Source organism: Hwanghaeella sp. LZ110 (assembly GCF_048892525.1).
Lineage (GTDB): Bacteria > Pseudomonadota > Alphaproteobacteria > UBA8366 > Aestuariispiraceae > Pacificispira.
In genome coordinates, this window is the sequence record NZ_JBLZHT010000001.1 from 173,301 (window position 1) to 190,576 (window position 17,276).

Genomic DNA, 17,276 nt, shown 5'->3' on the forward strand with positions numbered 1-17,276 from the left:
TGCCGACCCCAAAAAGGCAGCCGCCTTATACCACAGATAGATGTGTGACGGAACCGTGAATCTTGCCGCCCAACCCAGCTATTGGCCCCAGAAAATTAAGGAAAATGACCCTGTGCTGCGATGGAAAATAAGATCATATTCTGGTCCAATTACACCCGCTGGAGGATAAGATGTTTCTACCGGAAGTATTTAATTTAACAGAGTCTGAAAGGATATTATCGGATATTGCGAAAAATAGTTTTGGGCTCTTGATCAGCGCCGGAGATTCCGCCGAACACATTCCCTTTACGACGCCTTTACCAATGATAATCGACGGTGCGGTTTTGTACGGCCATATGGCACGGGCGAACCCACATTGGCGGCTGTTTGACGGGGAGCGTGTGGCCCAGGCGGTTTTTATGGGGCCGCATGCTTATATTTCGCCAACCTGGTACCCGGATCCGTCAAAGTCCGTTCCAACCTGGAACTATACGCTGGCCCGTGTCATTGGGCGCCCAAAAGTGTTGGATGATGACGCAAAAATAACGTGGTTGATGAATACGCTGTCCCACAAATACGAAGGGGATGGGGGATGGGCGCCTGATCTCACCGATCCTGCCTTCATGGCCGGTATGCGCCGGGGCATTGTTGCCTTTCACATGACCGTTGACCAGATCGACGGTAAGGCCAAGCTGTCGCAGAACAAACCACAGGACGTTGCGCAAAGTGTCGCAGACCGACTGCGAGATCAGGGGGAAACCGAATTGTCTGACGCCATGCACAAAACATTCAAATAGTCGTCGTTTATCGATATGACTGAATATGCCATATGACTCAAAGTGGTCATTGTGATGCACGCATCGAGATCGGTGTTGATTTGGGACTTGGGCGATTGGGGTTGGAAATGAGACTGAATGATCAAGTTTGGACATGCATAACAGCCATTCTAATGCTGTGTTTTTTGGCGGTGAAAACTTCTGTTCAGGCCAGTGAAGCACCCGCAGGAGGCAGTTATCTGGATATGGGGCAGGCTGTGGTTCAGATGTCTGGTACCGAGTGTGGCATTAGAAACCTGGCTGTTTCCTATCAGCTGGAATACAGCAATCCCAGCAATGCTGCCTATCTGACCGCGAATAAGCCCAAGGTTCAATCCATCGTTTTTGGGGCTTTGTCAGATTACTTCGCAACCCATGACTCCTATACATTTGAATCGGTTCGGGCCTTGCTGGATACGGAAATCAGAGAAGCCTTCGGGGCGGATATAGTGTCGAGCGTTGTCATAACGCAGGTTTCTCAGTTCGGCCAATAACCCGAAGCTAGGATTTTAATCAAACATCTGCTGCCATGGTGCAGGGGGCATCCGCCCCTTTGCGCAGAGTAAGCCTGCCGGATTCTCCGCCAGAGTCACTTGCCCATACACCATTCAAAAACAGGGCATCAGGCTTAAACTGACCCTTGAAGCGACCGTCCGCGACAAAATTATCGCTGGTGGCATTGCGCTCCCACAGCTCGAAACTGTGTTTTAAGGGGTCATAGATTAATTCTGTGTCGACGAAATTGATCTCATTATCCGGCCCGGTGATATAGCGCGATACGCCAGTCAAGCGCAGGCGGCCATCCTGTAATGTCTCCCTGTCTGTGAAGACCAGTTGAATGCATTGCAAAGCCGCATCGCCATGGGGACGCTCAGAATCCCAAATGAAATAACCGCTATAGACGGTCGCAGGGGCCGGGCTGGGCGGCACAGTCCCCGTCGTCTGACAGCCGCTGGTGGTCGCTGCGATCAGGCACAGCACAACAACGCCAAACCAGCCTGGGCGTATCGAGCGGGTAGTGAGCATAGAGCCAAAGGCCGTCATGTGGGTCCGATCTAAATCTGGGCAAAGGCCAGACAGCAACCGTGCACTGAAAGAGAGGGTACGATCAAGCCCGCCCTGGCCCAATGATAGTGCACATTCCGTTGATCTAACAAAGCCTGTGTTGCCTGAATATCGGCAACACCAATGCGCATGGCTGCAAAATGCGGGGTAGCCGGGGCTGAACTGGCCGCCCCTTCCCCATACCATAATTGATAGTTGTCCAGGGTCATGACACGAATGCGGCCCCGCATGGTCTCACAGGTCAGGCCATCCGGGTCTGAATGAACGGCTTCTGGTGCCTGCAGTTTTTCCAGGATGGGTCGCAGGGAGTCTGGATCCTTGGCGATGATGGCAACTTCTTCCAGGGTTTTCGCGCCGTTGGGATGTTTCTGATAATCCGGCTTCCAGAAATATTCCGGCGCGTGTTGCTGGCAGGTGAAGAAGGCGGCGTCCGGCATTTCGGGTGGTGGCGCGAAGGCCAGCGAAAAGGCGACCCGCACAGCACTACCGTCCGGCAGCTTTGCCTGGCGCTCAAAATCAAAGGGGTCCAGATCGGGCAGGCCCCGCTGTGCAAACTGATCCCGGTCCGCGCGGGCGTCGTGGCTTTCAAACACGACCATCGCACAGCCTTCCCGATGTTTGGAATAGTCATTCAGGAACGCACCGAAACTGAAAGTTCGACCCCCATGGGGAAACAGCTTTTCCGGTGCGGCGACTTCCAGAACTTCCAGAAAGCTGCCTTGCAACTGAACCAACTGATTGGCCGTGCCCCAGCTATGTTCCGCTCGGGGCGTCAGGGTGAAGCCCAATTGAGCATAGGTTTCCTGCGCTCTTTCCAGGGCAGCCACAGCCAGGACAAGGTGGTCCAAGCCCCGGTCGGGAAGGTAGATTGTTTCGCGGGTCATGATTGGGTCCTATCTTTAACATCAGGTATGATTTTAACGCTGACTCTGGTTCTTTTGATCTAGGTCGCGTGTCCTTAAAAAGTTATTTAGGGCGTTGAAGGCCACTTCGGGCGCTTCTTCCGGGATGAAGTGCCCGCTTGGCATCGGGGTGAATTGGGGGTGTTCGCACCAGCCTCGCCAAATACTTTTAACGTCAAAATGCCGCCCAACAACCCCATGTTGCCCCCAGAGGACGAGGGTAGGGCACTGTATTTTTTTCCCCGATGTACGGTCTGCGGCGTCGTGCTTCTGATCGATATGATAGCCAGCCCTGAAACACTCACACATTGCGGTGACGGAGGCTGACTGTATATGCGCCGTCAGATAGGCTTTTAACGCCAGCGGATCATAGCAATCGGCCTCCTCAACCAACCCGAACAGAATCAGGCGTATGAATGCCTCAGCATTCTTGCCAATCAGCGTGTCTGGAATCGGGTAATCCTGAGTCAGGAAAGAAAAGTAGAAATAATCCTGCGCAATTTGGGCATTAAGACCCTCATAGAAATCCAAGGCCGGGATGATGTCCATGATGGCAAGGTGCGTGACAGTCTGCGGATGGTCCAGGGCCAATCGCCGGGCGACGCGTGCGCCCCTGTCATGTCCGACAAGCGCGAAGGTACCATGCCCCAATGCCCGCATTACCGCGATCTGTTCACGGGCCATTTGACGCTTTGTGTAGGCGTCATGCCCTTCTGCGTGACCGGGCTTATGGGTTTCGCCCCGCCCCCGCAGATCGGTCAGAACGACACTGAATCGTTCAGCCAGGCGCGGCGCGATGTGATGCCAGCACAAATGGGTCTGTGGATCCCCATGCAACATCAGTAGAGCCGGTCCAGTGCCGCCTGTTAGCGCGAGGACCTGCGCCCCGTCAATATCAACGAATTGACGCTGAAAACCAGGTAATAATGCTGCGTCAGCCTCCTCAAAGATGCTCATTCAGCCAGTCCTTATAATCGTTTATTGCGGCTTCATCCCGTTGAAAGAATGACCATCGGCCAATTCTGTTAACGGTCAGGAAGCGCGCGCGGCGCAGTAACTCCAGATGTCGGCTGACTGTGGGCTGAGCCATCTCCAATCGTTCGGTCAGCAGTGTGACACAGACCCCGATTTCAGACGGCCTGCCTGTCTCTTGATGCGAAAAATATCGATCCGGGCTAGCCAGCCATTCAAGAATGGACAACCGCGTATCGCTTGCCAGTGCTTTTGTTTGTTCCAGTCGATCTATCATACGCTATTATTAAATAGTTAAATAGCTATATGTCAATGCGCATGTTTAACCTTAAAGGGAAGAGAGGATTTGGACACCTTCAGTTCAGTTGAAATTACCCTAACCGATGTAATCCTGAAAAAAGGATAGGCTGCGTTCCAGGGCCAGGGCCGCGCTGGGCCCGTCATAGCTGGCCCGTTGGTCGCAATTGAACCCATGATCTGCTGGATAAACAAAGGCCTCCACCATCTTGGGATACAGGTCCGCCAGCATCGCGCCGTCGGTGCTGGGGATCATGGCGTCCTTCTCGCCATAATGCAGAAGGACAGGGCATTCAGGGGCTTCATCTTTAAACGTGGCGGCGCCGCCATAGTATCCAATGGCCGCAGACAGGCCATCCAGCTTGGCCGCACTGCGCCAGGCCAGGGCACCGCCATAACAATATCCTACGGTACCGACAGCCAGCCCTTCTGATTTCAACAAGGAAACAGCAGCCTGTAAATCCAACAGCGGTTTATCGAACCCGATCTCAACCCGAATGTCGCGGCCCTTTTGGACATCCCCCTGAGTGTAACCCAATTCTATATCGGGGGCGGATCGGTCATAGAGTTGAGGGGCTATAACGCTATAGCCTTGTGCCGCATAGCCATCGGCAACGGATCGAATATGATCGTTCACGCCAAAGATCTCTTGAATAACCACAATGCCGCCCCGAGCATCCCCTTCAGGATCCGCCCGGTATGCTTTAAGTGTGAACCCATCAATGGCGCTAAGCGTGATCGTGCTTCCCATTTTTACCTCTCCGCAAGATGCTTTTAGATAAAGCCCTTCTGTTTCAGGAAGCCGATTACCTGTTCTGCCAGTTCTGCAGGGGTTCCGGTGGTTGTGTCCAGCCGAAGCTCTGGATTAACAGGGGCTTCATAGGGTGAATCGATCCCGGTGAAATTCTTGATCTGACCGGCTCGCGCCTTGGCATACAGGCCTTTCGGGTCCCGGGTTTCACAGACCGCCAGGGGGGTGTCGACGAAAATTTCCAGGAACTCATCTTCCTCGACCAGATCCCGGGCCAAATCCCGTTCGCTGCGGAAGGGGGAGATGAAGGATACAAGCGTGATCAGGCCGGCATCCACGAACAGTTTCGCCGTTTCTGCAACGCGGCGGATGTTTTCCACCCGGTCGGTTTCGGTGAAGCCCAGATCCTTGTTCAGGCCGTGCCGTACATTGTCCCCATCCAGAATATAGGTGTGTCGTCCAATCGCGAGCAGATGCTTTTCCACCAGATTTGCGACAGTCGATTTCCCGGCGCCTGACAGGCCTGTGAACCACAGGATTGCAGGCTTCTGGCGCTTTAGTTCTGCGCGCACCTGTTTTGTGACATCCAATTCCTGCCAGACCAGATTGGTTGCCCGGCGCAGACCAAAACTGATCATGCCCGCCCCAACGGTCGCATTGGTATAGCGGTCGATCAGGATGAAAGCACCGGTCTGCGGATTATCGGTATAGGGATCATAGGTGATCGCCTGATCCAGTGCCAGATTGCACAGGGCAACTTCATTCAGGTCCAATGTCTTGGCGGCATTGTGTTCCAGCGTGTTCACATTGATCTTGTGCTTTAGCTCGGTAATCGCGGCTCCGACAGTTTGGGTCCCCAGCTTCAGGATATACTGTCTCTCCGGGATCATGGGCGCATCGGCCATCCAAATGACATGGGCGGCGAATTGATCCGTAACGCTGGCTGGCTGTTCGGCATCGCACAGGATGTCACCGCGGCTGACATCAATCTCGTCCGCCAAGGTCAGGGTGATCGCCTGACCCGGTTGGGCGCGATCCAGATCCCCATCCAATGTGACAATCCGTGCTATGGTGCTTGGCTTGCCAGAGGGCAGGGCGATGACATGTTGACCCTGGTGCACCGGTCCACCGGAAACAGTGCCACTGAACCCACGGAAATCCAGACTCGGCCGATTGACCCATTGTACAGGCATCCGGAAGGAACCGCCGGGCTGGTCTTCCGGAAGCGGCGCACTTTCCAGGCAGTTCAGTAGAGTTGGACCATCATACCAGGGCATGGATGTGCTGGGGGTCATCAAATTATCGCCCTTCAGGGCGGATAGCGGGATGGCGGATATGGTCTGGTTCCCCGACAGCTGGGCCGCGAAGCTCCGATATTCGGCAACGATACGGTCAAAGACATCCTGATCATAATTGACCAGGTCCATTTTGTTGACCGCCAGAAGGATTGTTTTGATTCCCAACAGGGAAACGATGAAGGAATGGCGCCGTGTCTGGGTCAGAACCCCGCGCCTGGCATCGATCAGGATAACGGCAGCCGAAGCGGTGGATGCGCCCGTCGCCATATTGCGGGTATATTGCTCATGACCTGGCGTATCCGCGACGATGAATTTGCGCTTGTCGGTGGCAAAGAAACGATAGGCGACGTCAATGGTGATGCCCTGTTCCCGTTCGGCCTGTAACCCATCGACCAGAAGGGCGAAATCCAGACCGTCCTTGACGGTGCCGTCGCGTTTGCTGTCTGCCTCTAGGGCGGTCAATTGATCTTCGAATATCAATTTGGAATCATACAGCAGACGCCCGATCAGGGTGGATTTCCCATCATCGACGGATCCACAGGTAATGAAGCGCAACAGGTCTTTTTGTTCCTGTGCAGCCAGATAGGCATCAATGTCTTCGGGTGTCAGGGTCGCGGGGGTGTCAGCGCTCATCAGAAATAGCCCTCCCGCTTTTTCTTCTCCATCGATCCGGCCTGATCATGGTCAATCATGCGGCCCTGTCGTTCAGACGTCCGGGAAATCAGGGTTTCGGAGATAATGGCCTGCAGCGTGTCCGCGGGACTCTCCACCGCGGCGGTCAGGGGATAGCAGCCCAGGGTGCGGAAGCGGACCATTTTTTGCTGTGGGGTCTCTCCCTCCCGCAGGGGCAGGCGCTCGTCATCCACCATGATCCATTGCCCATCGCGCAGGACGACCGGGCGTTCCTTTGCAAAATAAAGCGGTGGGATCGGGATGCTTTCCGCATGGATATATTGCCAGATGTCCAATTCTGTCCAGTTGGAAATGGGGAAGGCGCGCACGCTTTCCCCCTGGGCAATGCGGGTATTGTACAGCGACCACAATTCCGGGCGCTGGTTTTTCGGGTCCCAGACATGACCCTTGCTGCGGAAAGACATGACCCGTTCTTTTGCGCGGGATTTTTCCTCATCCCGGCGGGCCCCGCCAATGGCACAATCAAACTTATAGTGATCCAGCGCCTGTTTCAGGGCCTGTGTCTTCATCACATCGGTATGGACGGATGACCCATGGCTAAACGGCCCAACGCCATCGCGCAGCCCATCCGGGTTGGTGTGGACTATCAGGTCGATCCCCAATTCCGCAGCGCGCTGGTCCCGGAAGGAGATCATTTCCTTAAATTTCCAGGTCGTATCAATGTGCAACATCGGAAAGGGGGGCACGGAAGGATAGAACGCCTTCATCGCCAGATGCAGCATCACCGACGAATCCTTGCCAATGGAATACATCATCACCGGCTTTTCAAACGAGGCCGCAACCTCGCGAAAAATATGGATACTTTCTGCTTCCAGACGTCGAAGATGCGTTATTCTATCATTCATTTGTGTACAAATTCCCTAATCACATTTTTATAATGTCAAAACACAGAGGCTCACTAACGTATCACAGCGCCCCTGTCCAGCGCCATTTACCAGGTCCGTATTGTTACGCGCCATCACTATTGATCTTTCATATGGTTGCGCCAGGGAAATGATCTTCCCGATAATACAATCGTGGCAGATGGTGGGATCGGGACGCCCATTTGCTTAATTTGCTGCGACCAGATCACCATTGGCGGGGGTCCCGAATGCAATCAGGCAATTGCCGGATAAACGGATCCAGTGACTTAATATATTCTTCGGGCAATTGAGACACAGTTTTTGCCGCTTGCGCAAATTCGATGACCTGCTCCGGGCGTTCTGCGCCCAAAACAAGTGTGGTTGCTCCTGTCGCATCAAACGCGGCTTTCATAAGCAAACTGAGCACTGACATATTCAACGAACCCGCCATATGGTTCAATTTGGCCAGAATGGGAGACAGATCCATAAAACGTTGGGGCAGGCGTTCCGGGGGCATTGCAAGCACCCCTTGAAGGAAGACACTTCTGCAAAAAACCGAAACGCCATGGTTGTTGCATAATTCGACAGCGCCCGCCTGTTTGAAGCGTGAATCCAGAAGGTTCCCTGGCATTTGAACCGCGGTGATCGGAAAGTGCTTCAATGCATTCTTGATCTGATCTGGTTCATACACAGAAACGCCAATTGCTGAACATTTCCCTGATTCCAGAAGTGACTCGAGACCCTTTCTGACGGATGCATTTTCGATGTCATCCGCATTGTGCAGCATGAAGCACCAGATGTGAGTCACCTGCAATGTCTGTAGAGATTTATTGGCATTCTCAATCACCCAGGCTGCGGCATTGCCAAAGTCTTTGGGCAGTTTTGGGATCTTTGAGATCAGAGTCGGGGCAATGTTGGTTCCCTTAAGGGGCCTTTCCGTTAACCACTCACCAATAATCGACTCTGACTCGCCATATGCGCGCGCGGTGTCAAAGGCGCGTATTCCGCAAGAGCAGGCTGCGTCCAAGACGGCAAAACTTGTCTCTTTATCTGGTTGACCCTGAAGATTGGCGACCCCGTAGGGCATCCCCAATTGGACGGTGCCAAGCGTGATCAAGGACAAATTCGGGTCAGAATTCAGCATATGCATCCAGAAAGTACATTTCTTCGTATCGATCACGATACTCCAAGCGACCGTTGGGGCAATGCTTCATCATTGTTGACACGACCAGAAGCCTGTTCTAAAGGATCAGCAACACCAGAGGATTAAAGATCCTCCGGTGCGGTAGCTATATAAATGCTTCCGTGTCAAGACGACGCTCCCTCTCCCTTGGTTGGTATTAATGCCTGACAAAGTCGCCGTTGTTATACAAGCGCGCATGGGGTCAAGACGTCTACCAGGGAAAATTCTGATGCCTCTGGCTGGGGCTCCCATGCTGCATCGGCTGGTGGAGCGCGCCAGTCGCGCAACTTGTCTTGATACCCTTATTGTCGCGACGACATCAGAGGTTAAGGACGATCCCGTGCAGGAAATGTGTTTAGCAAGGGGATATAACTGCTATCGCGGATCTGAGGATGATGTTCTGGCGCGTATGATCGGGGCGGCGGGGCAGTCTGATATTGTCGTGCGATTGACTGGGGATAATCCCTTTGTTGACGGTTCCCTGATTGATCGCGTCGTCCAAGGATTGCTGGATGCGGGCCCCGATTGTGTCTATGCAAGCAATATACAACAGTCAGGATATCCCTATGGGCTGTATGTAGAGGTTGCTCGTATGGATGCGCTTGAAAGGGGTCTGGAAAGTTCAGATCCTAACGATCATGAACATGTCACTTGGCACATTCGTCAGGCCCCAGATACATATACGCAGGTCACCATTGTCTCGGATATTGTTTTTGCCGTCCCCTCGCTCACCATCGATACACCAGAAGACTACCAGCTTTTGGCGCCCGTATTTGACAAACTCTACAATCGCAATCCTGCCTTTGGGATGAGTGATATTGCCGGTCTCAACGCTGATTACACCTTCATCACAGGAGAATAAAAGACATGCCGCAGTTGGGACTAGAAATTGCTGGCCGTCAGATCGGCCCTGGCAATCCGCCCTATGTGATCGCGGAAATTGGCATTAATCACGGCGGAAGCGCTGATGTCGCCCGCGAAATGATATCTGTGGCGGCTGCGACGGGCGTCGATGCGGTTAAGCTGCAAACCTTCAAGACGGGCTGTTTTCTGAGCCGTAAGAGCGCCTATTTTGATGTGCTGGCGGCTGCGGAATTATCCCCGAAGGACTTAAAGGCTTTGTCGGAACACGCGGCCACGCTGGGGGTGACATTGTTTTCCGCTGTGTTTGATGAGCCCAGTGCTGATGTGTGGAATGATTTGAATGCGGCTGCTTTTAAAATAGCATCCGGGGACATCACACATCTGCCATTGTTGCGTCATGTCGCAGCGCTTGATCGCCCGGTTATTTTATCCTCTGGTGGTGCCACGATGATAGAAATTGCCCGGGGGCTGGGGGAAATGCGTGCTGTTTCACCGGCGCTGCCCGTGGCGGTCCTACATTGTGTGTCGCATTATCCGACACAGCCGAAAGAAGCGAACCTTGCCTGCATGGCTGCGATCCGTGCCGCCTTTGATTGCCCTGTCGGATTTTCCGACCATACGCTTGGCACGGCAACGGCAGTGGCCGCTGTCGCCTTGGGGGCAAATATCATTGAGAAGCATTTCACCTTGGATCGCGCTGCGGAAGGACCAGATCACGCCCTTTCGGCGGATCCAGATGATATGAAACGATTGGTGGCGGACGTCATGGTCGCCTGGGAGTCGATTGGCAAAAACAAGAAGGCACCGGTTGAAAGTGCCGATCATGTAATGCAGATCCGCCGCAGCTTGGTTGCTGAGCGCCCAATTAAGAAGGGCGAGGTCGTTACCAGGACTATGCTGGGCGTAAAACGCCCCGGAACTGGTGTTCAATCGGCAGATATCGCCAATGTGATTGGAAAACGGGCCGCAGCCGATATCGATGCAGATGATGTTATTACTTGGGACCTGCTGGAAGAGTAAGGCGAAGGGGTAACCCGCAGTTGGTCTGCTACGCAAAAAAGAGTTCTGAAAACGGGGTAAGGTAACATGAGTGTCCCAAACATTCCAAAAGTGCAGTATTGTTCCAAATGTGTTTATCCAAACGTCTCGGCCGTAACATTGGTGATCGATGAGACCGGCGTGTGCAGTGGGTGTCGGGTTCATGCACAAAAGAAAAAGATAAATTGGGCGGAACGCGTCGAATGGTTACTTGAAGAAATAGAACCATATCGTCGCAGTTCAGGTTATGAATGCGTGATCGGCGTTTCCGGGGGTAAGGACAGCTATTTTCAGGTCCATTTCGTCAAGGAAGTGCTGGGACTGAACCCGTTGCTGGTTACTTACAACGGGAACAACTATCTTGATCAGGGTTGGGAAAACCTGATGCGCATGAAGGAAGTCTTCAATGTGGATCATGTTATGGTATCTCCCTCAGTTGACCTTCTGATCAGAATGAACCGATTGGCCTTCCGTATGATGGGCGATATGAACTGGCAAAATCATGCCGGTATCGCGACCATTCCTATGAAGACAGCTGTTCAGCACAACATCCCATTGGTCTTTTGGGGAGAGCATGGCTGGACGGATCTCGGCGGAATGCATTCAATGAATGACTTTGTTGAGTATACTGCCCGGTATCGTAAGGACCAGCTTCTCCGAGGCTATGACTGGTACGATATGATGGGGGACGAAGAAGACCCAATTTCAGAAAATGAATTGGAGTGTTTCAAGTATCCGTCCGATGATGAAATCAACCGGGTTGGGTTGCGCGGTATATTTATTGGAAATTATGACCCCTGGGACGCCAATAAGCATACGCAATTGGTAAAGGATCGATACGGCTGGAAAGAGAATCCGGTTGATTTCGAACGTACATACCGGCGTTTCTCAAATCTTGATGACCGCTATGAAAACGGCGTTCACGATTACTTAAAATACATAAAATTTGGATATGGCCGTGGAACCGACCATGCCTGTAAGGATATCCGATCAGGATATATGACACGGGAAGAAGGTGTCGAAGTCGTTCGCAAGTATGACGCAGTGCGATCCTCTGACCTTTACTACTGGTTGGACTATGTTGGCAAAAACGAAGAATGGTTTGATGAAATCGCCAATGGTTTTCGCAGTTCAAAAGTATGGGTCCAGGATGATGCTGGCGAATGGCATAAGCAAAATCTGTGGGACCCGGAATGATACTTCGGGTTGATGTGACTGCAAACGGTCCTGGTCCGCTTTTATGAAAGTGGCTCTGATTGACTATGGCGTTGGCAATGTTCAGTCGGTTCTGAATTCCGTTCGCCGCAGCGGCGGCAATGCCCAGGTCGTTGAAACGCATGAAGATTTGACGCATTTTCAGTTTGATCGCGTGATCTTCCCCGGCGTTGGTGCGATCGGGAAATCGTTGCAGGAGTTTCGGGCACGGGGGCTTGATAGTGCCCTTAAGGAAGCCGTTCTTGATCGCGGGATTCCTTTGCTGGGTATTTGTGTTGGCATGCAAATGCTATTTCAGGAAGCAGAAGAGTTTGGAACCCATAAAGGGCTTGGCCTGTTGCCCGGTCGGGTCGTTCGACTTAAGGAAGATACAAAAGACAATAGCCAAATCCCACTGCGATTGCCGCATGTCGGTTGGAACACGGTCACACCTTCAGGCAATCATCCTTTGTTTGAAAATGTCGGTGTGACAGACTTCTACTTCGTTCATTCCTATGCCGCAGAATGCGATGATAATGTTGTTCTGGCCCGAACCCAGTATGGGCACGCATTTCCATCCGCTGTCGGTCACGGGGCGGTACTTGGGGTCCAGTTTCATCCAGAAAAAAGTTCCAGGGTCGGGGAACAGCTGATCCGCAATTTCCTGGCGTGGCAACCATGTTAAAGCGTCGTCTGATTCCGGTTCTATTCCTGAAAGATGGATGGATGGTGCGGTCTGAAGAATTCCGCACCCATCAGATTATTGGTGAGCCAGTGTCTCATGTTGAGCGGATGGTACAATGGGACGTGGATGAGTTGATTGTTATCGACATCAGCAAGGGCGCGGAAACAGCATTTGAGCATCACCGCAGTGATTACAGGCATAAGACTGTTTCTACATTGCTGGATTTCATTCAAATGATTTCGGTCGATTGCCGGATCCCCCTGACGATTGGGGGACGTGTTAATTCAGTGGATGCGGTTGCACAGCGGATTCGGCATGGCGCGGATAAGGTCACCATTAATAGTGCTGCCTTGAAGGAACCGGTGTTGATTTCTGACTGCGCCAAAGTGTTTGGCAGTCAGGCGATTGTTGCATCGGTGGACTACAAAACCCAGGATGATGACCAGTTCGTCTGGACAGATTTTGGCAAGACGCGAACACAGCATCGGTTGTTGGATTGGGTCCGCGTTGTTGAAGATCAGGGTGCGGGTGAAATTCTTCTGACGGATATAGATAGAGACGGATCCGCCCAGGGATATGATCTTGAAACAATCGACCGGGTTGCCAATGCGGTGTCGATTCCTGTCATTGCCTGTTCCGGTGCAGGGCATCAGCGGCATTTCTTAAGCTGCTTTGAAAATACCGGGGTCAGCGCTGTTGCCGCCGGAAACATCTTTCATTTCACTGAGAATGCTTACCCACGGGCAAAGACCTTTCTTCGAAGCAAACTTGCCGATATTCGCTAGGGGTATCAGTCAATTCTAGTAAAGGTATTTAGATGATTGCCGTTTTCATTAATAATAAATTGATCAGTACCGATACGATATTACCGCTTGTTATGGAGTTGCATCGCACCGCTGAAACAGGGCCAATACGATTCTATACGTCCAGCCAGTTCACCTATGATGAAATTTGCCTGAACACGGTGCTGTATGACGCCATTCAATCTGTCGGAGAGTTTTGTTTCATCGGGGCGAAATCGCGCACACTACCGGCACGCCTGCTATCGCGACTTCTTTTCTTGCCGTTGATCCTTAAGTTTTTCATTGCTGCACGAATAGGTCAATTGACCATAATACATTTTGGGATTCTGGATGTCTGGCCATTTCGAATGCTATACTATGTTGCGCGCAACAGGACGTTTAAGTTCGAACAAACGCCTATTGGTCATTCTCAGAAAGAGTCAGAAATCGATAGTATAGAACGGGTGCGGAAGCCCCTGTTAGCCAAACCTGCAGCCTGTATGTCCGTCGGTTTTCGGCACATGGAAGCCAGCGGAATTCTTCTGGATTCTGAAACCGCGCCCCCAACCCTTTTCCATCCACCAGTGTTCAGAACAAAGGCCTGGACAGATTTTGTAGAGGCCCATTCAGATGGTTATCTGAATCAGGATTTTGATCGGGCTAGTGTTGCGCCAAAATCAGAAATACTGACATTCATGCTGGGTTATTTCGGGAAACTGGACTTCCTGATTTCAGAGTCTATTCAACTGGAACTGTTTCATAAGACAATTGAAACATTGCTGGAAGTCGGGGAGGGACGGCCGATTTTCCTGAAGCCGCATGTTATTACCAATAGGGAGGTCCTTAAGGATGCGTTGATGCGCTATCGGGGGAAATCCATCATCGTATCCTATCTGCATCCAGCTGTTCTTGCGTCCCGGTCCCGGTTGTTCGTTGCCAGTTACTACAGCACGACGTTATCCATCGCCAAAGGAATGGGCGTCCCGACCATAGAGTTTTCCGGTTATACTGATAAAGCCCTGGCATTGACCAAGGATGGGTCGATGCGACCGGAATTGGTCGACCATTTCGTAAACCTGGATCGCACTGCTTTTCGTAATGTTGTGCAATCGGTTCTTGCCCGGTCTGATACTATGGCGAGAAACAATTCTGTTACGCATCCAATTGATCCGGCTTTGTGTGACCTTCTCACTCACAATGCGTCTGTTTCAGATATTATCAAAACCCCGCAGCCAGTTTGACTGCATTCGATAGGAAGCTGTTTTCAATGACAGAAGTGAACGCAACGGCAGGTGGTTATTCTTTTTCTGATTTACCGCCCAAATGTATTCTAATTAACACACTGGTTGTTTTCGATTGGTTAAACCGTCCACTGATTGATCGTGTGCGCGCGGCGTACGGGACGAGATTTCTTGTTTTGGGCGGGCGGTCCAGGGAAGCAGAAATTCGCCAGTGGCTGACAGAGGATGATCGTTATGTGGCCATGGAAGATATTCTGGAATTATCATCCGCGCGGCGGTCCGATGAAGAAGAAATAGCAATTGCGCAAGGCTATGAGTCCCGTATGCAGATCAGTTACATCCGGGACATTTTGCAGCAGGACCGCGGGGTTGCGGTTAATCTTGTGAATCAGACTCCCTATAGCCCGTTTCGTAATCCGGAACGATTGGACCTGTTAGAGCATATCGTATCTGTGAACCGGCATATGGAAACCTATGAGACTCTTCTGAAACAGGAGGGGGTGGACCTGATTTTGAGCCGCAGTATGGACATGCAGGGTGCTGTTTTGGCCGAACTGGCAAATGATCTGAAAATCCCTATTACATTTGCACGAGGAACCAGGATCAAGGCGGGTATGACATGGGCCAGTGACGCCTATGTTGGATCAGAATGGAACCAGGAAACATTCGCACAGACTCCAGAGATGCCTCTGGTGGACGAGAGTGCGCTGGTCACGCCCGATGGGCCACGGCAGCACCAGGACCAACTGCGTCAAACCTATGGATTAAAGGCGGTGGCAGTTGATCTGCTGAAAAACACAATCATACGGATCGAGTTTCTGCTGCAAGACCTGCGCGCGCGCAAACGAGGTAAACGGTTGAGTTACGCGGCGGTGATCAAGGCGCGCATCAATGGGTATCTATGTTATCGGTTTATGATGCGTAACAAGACAGACCTATCCGATATCAAAGGCAAAATCCTCTTCTTTCCATTGTCATTGGATCCAGAATATACGGTCCAAACCTTATCCAAGGAATTTTCAGATACCAAAGCCATGGTGCAACAGGTTGCCATGGCCCTGCCGGTTGGTGCGACCCTGGCCCTGAAGGAGCATATGCGGATCGGCACCCGGGCCGTATCCTTCTATAAGGATCTTTTACGATTGCCAAATGTGGTTTTTGTCGATCCTGCGGTGCGCGGAATTGATGTTGTGCGTCAATCGAATGGCGTAGTGTCCCTCAATTCGACGGCCAGCCTTGAGGCGGCTTATATGGGGAAGCGGGCAATGCTCTTTTCATCGCACAGTGAATTCACCCCTATTCCAAGCATAACCAGATTTGAAAGCTTCCTGGATATGCCACAGAAGCTGCAATGGCTTATCAAAGATCTGGATGAGGAAGAAAAGCTTCAGATCAAAAAGGATGCCGCACGCTTCCATGGTTCTTTGATCGCCAAATCCTATCAGGCCGAAGGCGTTCCGTATTTTGGGGGTAAAGTGATGGAGGTTGACCCGAAAGAGATCGATAGAGCGATTGAGCTTTTATCAGAAGTCAGAGCCAGTCAGCTTCGTCGCTTCAAGGCAAAATCGGCGGCATAAGACATGGTCACGATTTTAGATTTTCAGCTCTATGTGTGCCCGCCCACTTTGCCCATCCGGGATGTGATGAGCCGTATCGATCGGTTGCCTGTCAGGGACAAGTTCCAGATTGTCGTAAATGATAATCACCAGGTTCTGGGAACGGTAACGGATGGTGACATCAGACGGGGGCTTTTGCGGGGGCATGCATTGTCTGACGCGGTTGAAGTCGCGATGCATGTGTCGATGCGCCTGGGGAAACAGGGGGCTGATGACGCAAATCTGGCACAGTTGAATGCGATTGAAAGCAACGTCCCGTTCCTTCCGATCGTCGATGACACCGGGCGGTTGTGCGAAATAATCGTTCCTGGCAATCGGCATGCTGCCTTGCATCGTAATGTTCATGCATTGGTTCAGGCTGGTGGTTTCGGAAAGCGATTGGGGTCAAAAACCCGAGATGTTCCCAAACCCCTGCTGCCTATCGGAGGCCGACCTATTCTTGATTACATACTGGAGCGGCTGGAGAGAAGCGGCGTATCGAAAGTCTGGCTGTCTGTTCATTATCTGCCCGAAAAAATAGAAGAATTTGTTGCAAACCGAGACAATAAAACTCAGGTCAATATTTTGCACGAAGAGTATCCGTTGGGAACAGCTGGTTCTATAAGCTTGATTCCAGACAACGATTTTTTAGATCTGCTTGTCGTTAATGGCGATATTTTAACCCAGCTGGATTTCGATACTTTTATGAATTTTCATCAAGATCATGGAAATGAAGCAACGGTTGCGGCCGCAATGCACGAAGTCAAAATTCCTTTTGGTGTCATTCAATATGCGGAGAATGGCAGCTTTAACAGCATAGATGAAAAGCCCACTTTGCGCCATTTTGTGTCTGCTGGGATTAATATTTTCAGCCGGAACCTGTGTAATCTTGTGGCAAAGGATGAAGTCATCGATATGCCTGATCTGATCCATCGCGGAAAGAGTTTGGGTATGTCTGTCGGTGTTTTTCCTATCCATGAGTATTGGACGGATGTTGGAACACCAGAAGATTTTGCCAAGGCTGATAAAGCGATCAATGAGAATGACGCCTGATACTCTCAAAGGACCGTCAGCATTTGG

The 17,276-nt window shown here is 51.7% G+C and carries 18 protein-coding genes; 10 read left to right on the forward strand and 8 right to left on the reverse strand.

Annotated features, from left to right (window positions below):
• The first annotated feature begins 170 nt into the window (after positions 1–170).
• A complete protein-coding gene (locus tag ACOSDM_RS00785; protein WP_420722560.1) occupies positions 171–776 on the forward strand; it encodes an FMN-binding negative transcriptional regulator in 606 nt (201 codons plus the stop codon).
• A 32-nt stretch (positions 777–808) separates the two neighbouring features.
• Positions 809–1,288 carry a hypothetical protein gene (locus ACOSDM_RS00790; protein ID WP_420722561.1) on the forward strand — a complete coding sequence of 160 codons (480 nt, stop codon included), beginning with the start codon at positions 809–811 and terminating at the stop codon, positions 1,286–1,288.
• A gap of 19 nt (positions 1,289–1,307) precedes the next feature.
• Here ACOSDM_RS00790 and ACOSDM_RS00795 read toward each other — a convergent pair whose 3' ends face one another.
• The 8 genes from ACOSDM_RS00795 to ACOSDM_RS00830 all read right to left on the reverse strand — a co-directional run bounded on the left by ACOSDM_RS00795 (position 1,308) and on the right by ACOSDM_RS00830 (position 8,794).
• A complete protein-coding gene (locus ACOSDM_RS00795) occupies positions 1,308–1,820 on the reverse strand; it encodes a hypothetical protein (protein WP_420722562.1) in 513 nt (170 codons plus the stop codon).
• Positions 1,821–1,849: 29 nt separating this feature from the next.
• A complete protein-coding gene (locus ACOSDM_RS00800) occupies positions 1,850–2,743 on the reverse strand; it encodes a VOC family protein (RefSeq protein WP_420722563.1) in 894 nt (297 codons plus the stop codon).
• A 33-nt stretch (positions 2,744–2,776) separates the two neighbouring features.
• Positions 2,777–3,718: an alpha/beta fold hydrolase gene (locus tag ACOSDM_RS00805; RefSeq protein WP_420722564.1), complete on the reverse strand. Its 942-nt coding sequence runs from the start codon at positions 3,716–3,718 to the stop codon at positions 2,777–2,779.
• Positions 3,705–4,010: an ArsR/SmtB family transcription factor gene (locus ACOSDM_RS00810; RefSeq protein WP_420722565.1), complete on the reverse strand. Its 306-nt coding sequence runs from the start codon at positions 4,008–4,010 to the stop codon at positions 3,705–3,707. The genes ACOSDM_RS00805 and ACOSDM_RS00810 overlap by 14 nt, the downstream gene beginning before the upstream one ends.
• A 99-nt stretch (positions 4,011–4,109) precedes the next feature.
• A complete protein-coding gene (locus ACOSDM_RS00815; protein WP_420722566.1) occupies positions 4,110–4,781 on the reverse strand; it encodes a dienelactone hydrolase family protein in 672 nt (223 codons plus the stop codon).
• Positions 4,782–4,804: 23 nt separating this feature from the next.
• Positions 4,805–6,712 carry a sulfate adenylyltransferase subunit CysN gene (gene cysN, locus ACOSDM_RS00820; RefSeq protein WP_420722567.1) on the reverse strand — a complete coding sequence of 636 codons (1,908 nt, stop codon included), beginning with the start codon at positions 6,710–6,712 and terminating at the stop codon, positions 4,805–4,807.
• On the reverse strand, positions 6,712–7,605 hold the full coding sequence (gene cysD, locus ACOSDM_RS00825; RefSeq protein ID WP_420723121.1) for a sulfate adenylyltransferase subunit CysD: 894 nt from the start codon (positions 7,603–7,605) through the stop codon (positions 6,712–6,714). The genes cysN and cysD overlap by 1 nt, the downstream gene beginning before the upstream one ends.
• A 235-nt stretch (positions 7,606–7,840) precedes the next feature.
• Positions 7,841–8,794 carry an aldo/keto reductase gene (locus tag ACOSDM_RS00830; protein ID WP_420722568.1) on the reverse strand — a complete coding sequence of 318 codons (954 nt, stop codon included), beginning with the start codon at positions 8,792–8,794 and terminating at the stop codon, positions 7,841–7,843.
• Positions 8,795–8,957: 163 nt separating this feature from the next.
• Between ACOSDM_RS00830 and ACOSDM_RS00835 the strand changes: the two genes are divergently transcribed.
• The 8 genes from ACOSDM_RS00835 (at position 8,958) to ACOSDM_RS00870 (ending at position 17,249) form a co-directional block, all read left to right on the forward strand.
• Entirely contained in the window at positions 8,958–9,659 is a 702-nt protein-coding gene (locus tag ACOSDM_RS00835) for a cytidylyltransferase domain-containing protein (RefSeq protein ID WP_420722569.1), read from the forward strand.
• Between the two features lie 5 nt (positions 9,660–9,664).
• Positions 9,665–10,681, forward strand: coding sequence for an N-acetylneuraminate synthase family protein (locus tag ACOSDM_RS00840; protein WP_420722570.1), 1,017 nt, complete (start codon positions 9,665–9,667; stop codon positions 10,679–10,681).
• Positions 10,682–10,747: 66 nt separating this feature from the next.
• Positions 10,748–11,896, forward strand: coding sequence for an N-acetyl sugar amidotransferase (locus ACOSDM_RS00845; protein WP_420722571.1), 1,149 nt, complete (start codon positions 10,748–10,750; stop codon positions 11,894–11,896).
• 43 nt (positions 11,897–11,939) lie between these two features.
• A complete protein-coding gene (gene hisH / locus ACOSDM_RS00850) occupies positions 11,940–12,578 on the forward strand; it encodes an imidazole glycerol phosphate synthase subunit HisH (RefSeq protein ID WP_420722572.1) in 639 nt (212 codons plus the stop codon).
• Entirely contained in the window at positions 12,572–13,363 is a 792-nt protein-coding gene (gene hisF / locus ACOSDM_RS00855) for an imidazole glycerol phosphate synthase subunit HisF (protein WP_420722573.1), read from the forward strand. Before hisH ends, hisF begins: the two co-directional genes overlap by 7 nt.
• 32 nt (positions 13,364–13,395) lie before the next feature.
• Positions 13,396–14,601 (forward strand): hypothetical protein, encoded by a 1,206-nt coding sequence (locus ACOSDM_RS00860; protein ID WP_420722574.1) that lies wholly within the window; start codon positions 13,396–13,398, stop codon positions 14,599–14,601.
• 26 nt (positions 14,602–14,627) lie between these two features.
• Positions 14,628–16,178, forward strand: a complete 1,551-nt coding sequence (locus tag ACOSDM_RS00865) for a hypothetical protein (protein WP_420722575.1) — start codon at positions 14,628–14,630, stop codon at positions 16,176–16,178.
• Between the two features lie 3 nt (positions 16,179–16,181).
• Positions 16,182–17,249, forward strand: a complete 1,068-nt coding sequence (locus ACOSDM_RS00870) for a sugar phosphate nucleotidyltransferase (RefSeq protein WP_420722576.1) — start codon at positions 16,182–16,184, stop codon at positions 17,247–17,249.
• The last annotated feature ends 27 nt before the right edge of the window (positions 17,250–17,276 follow it).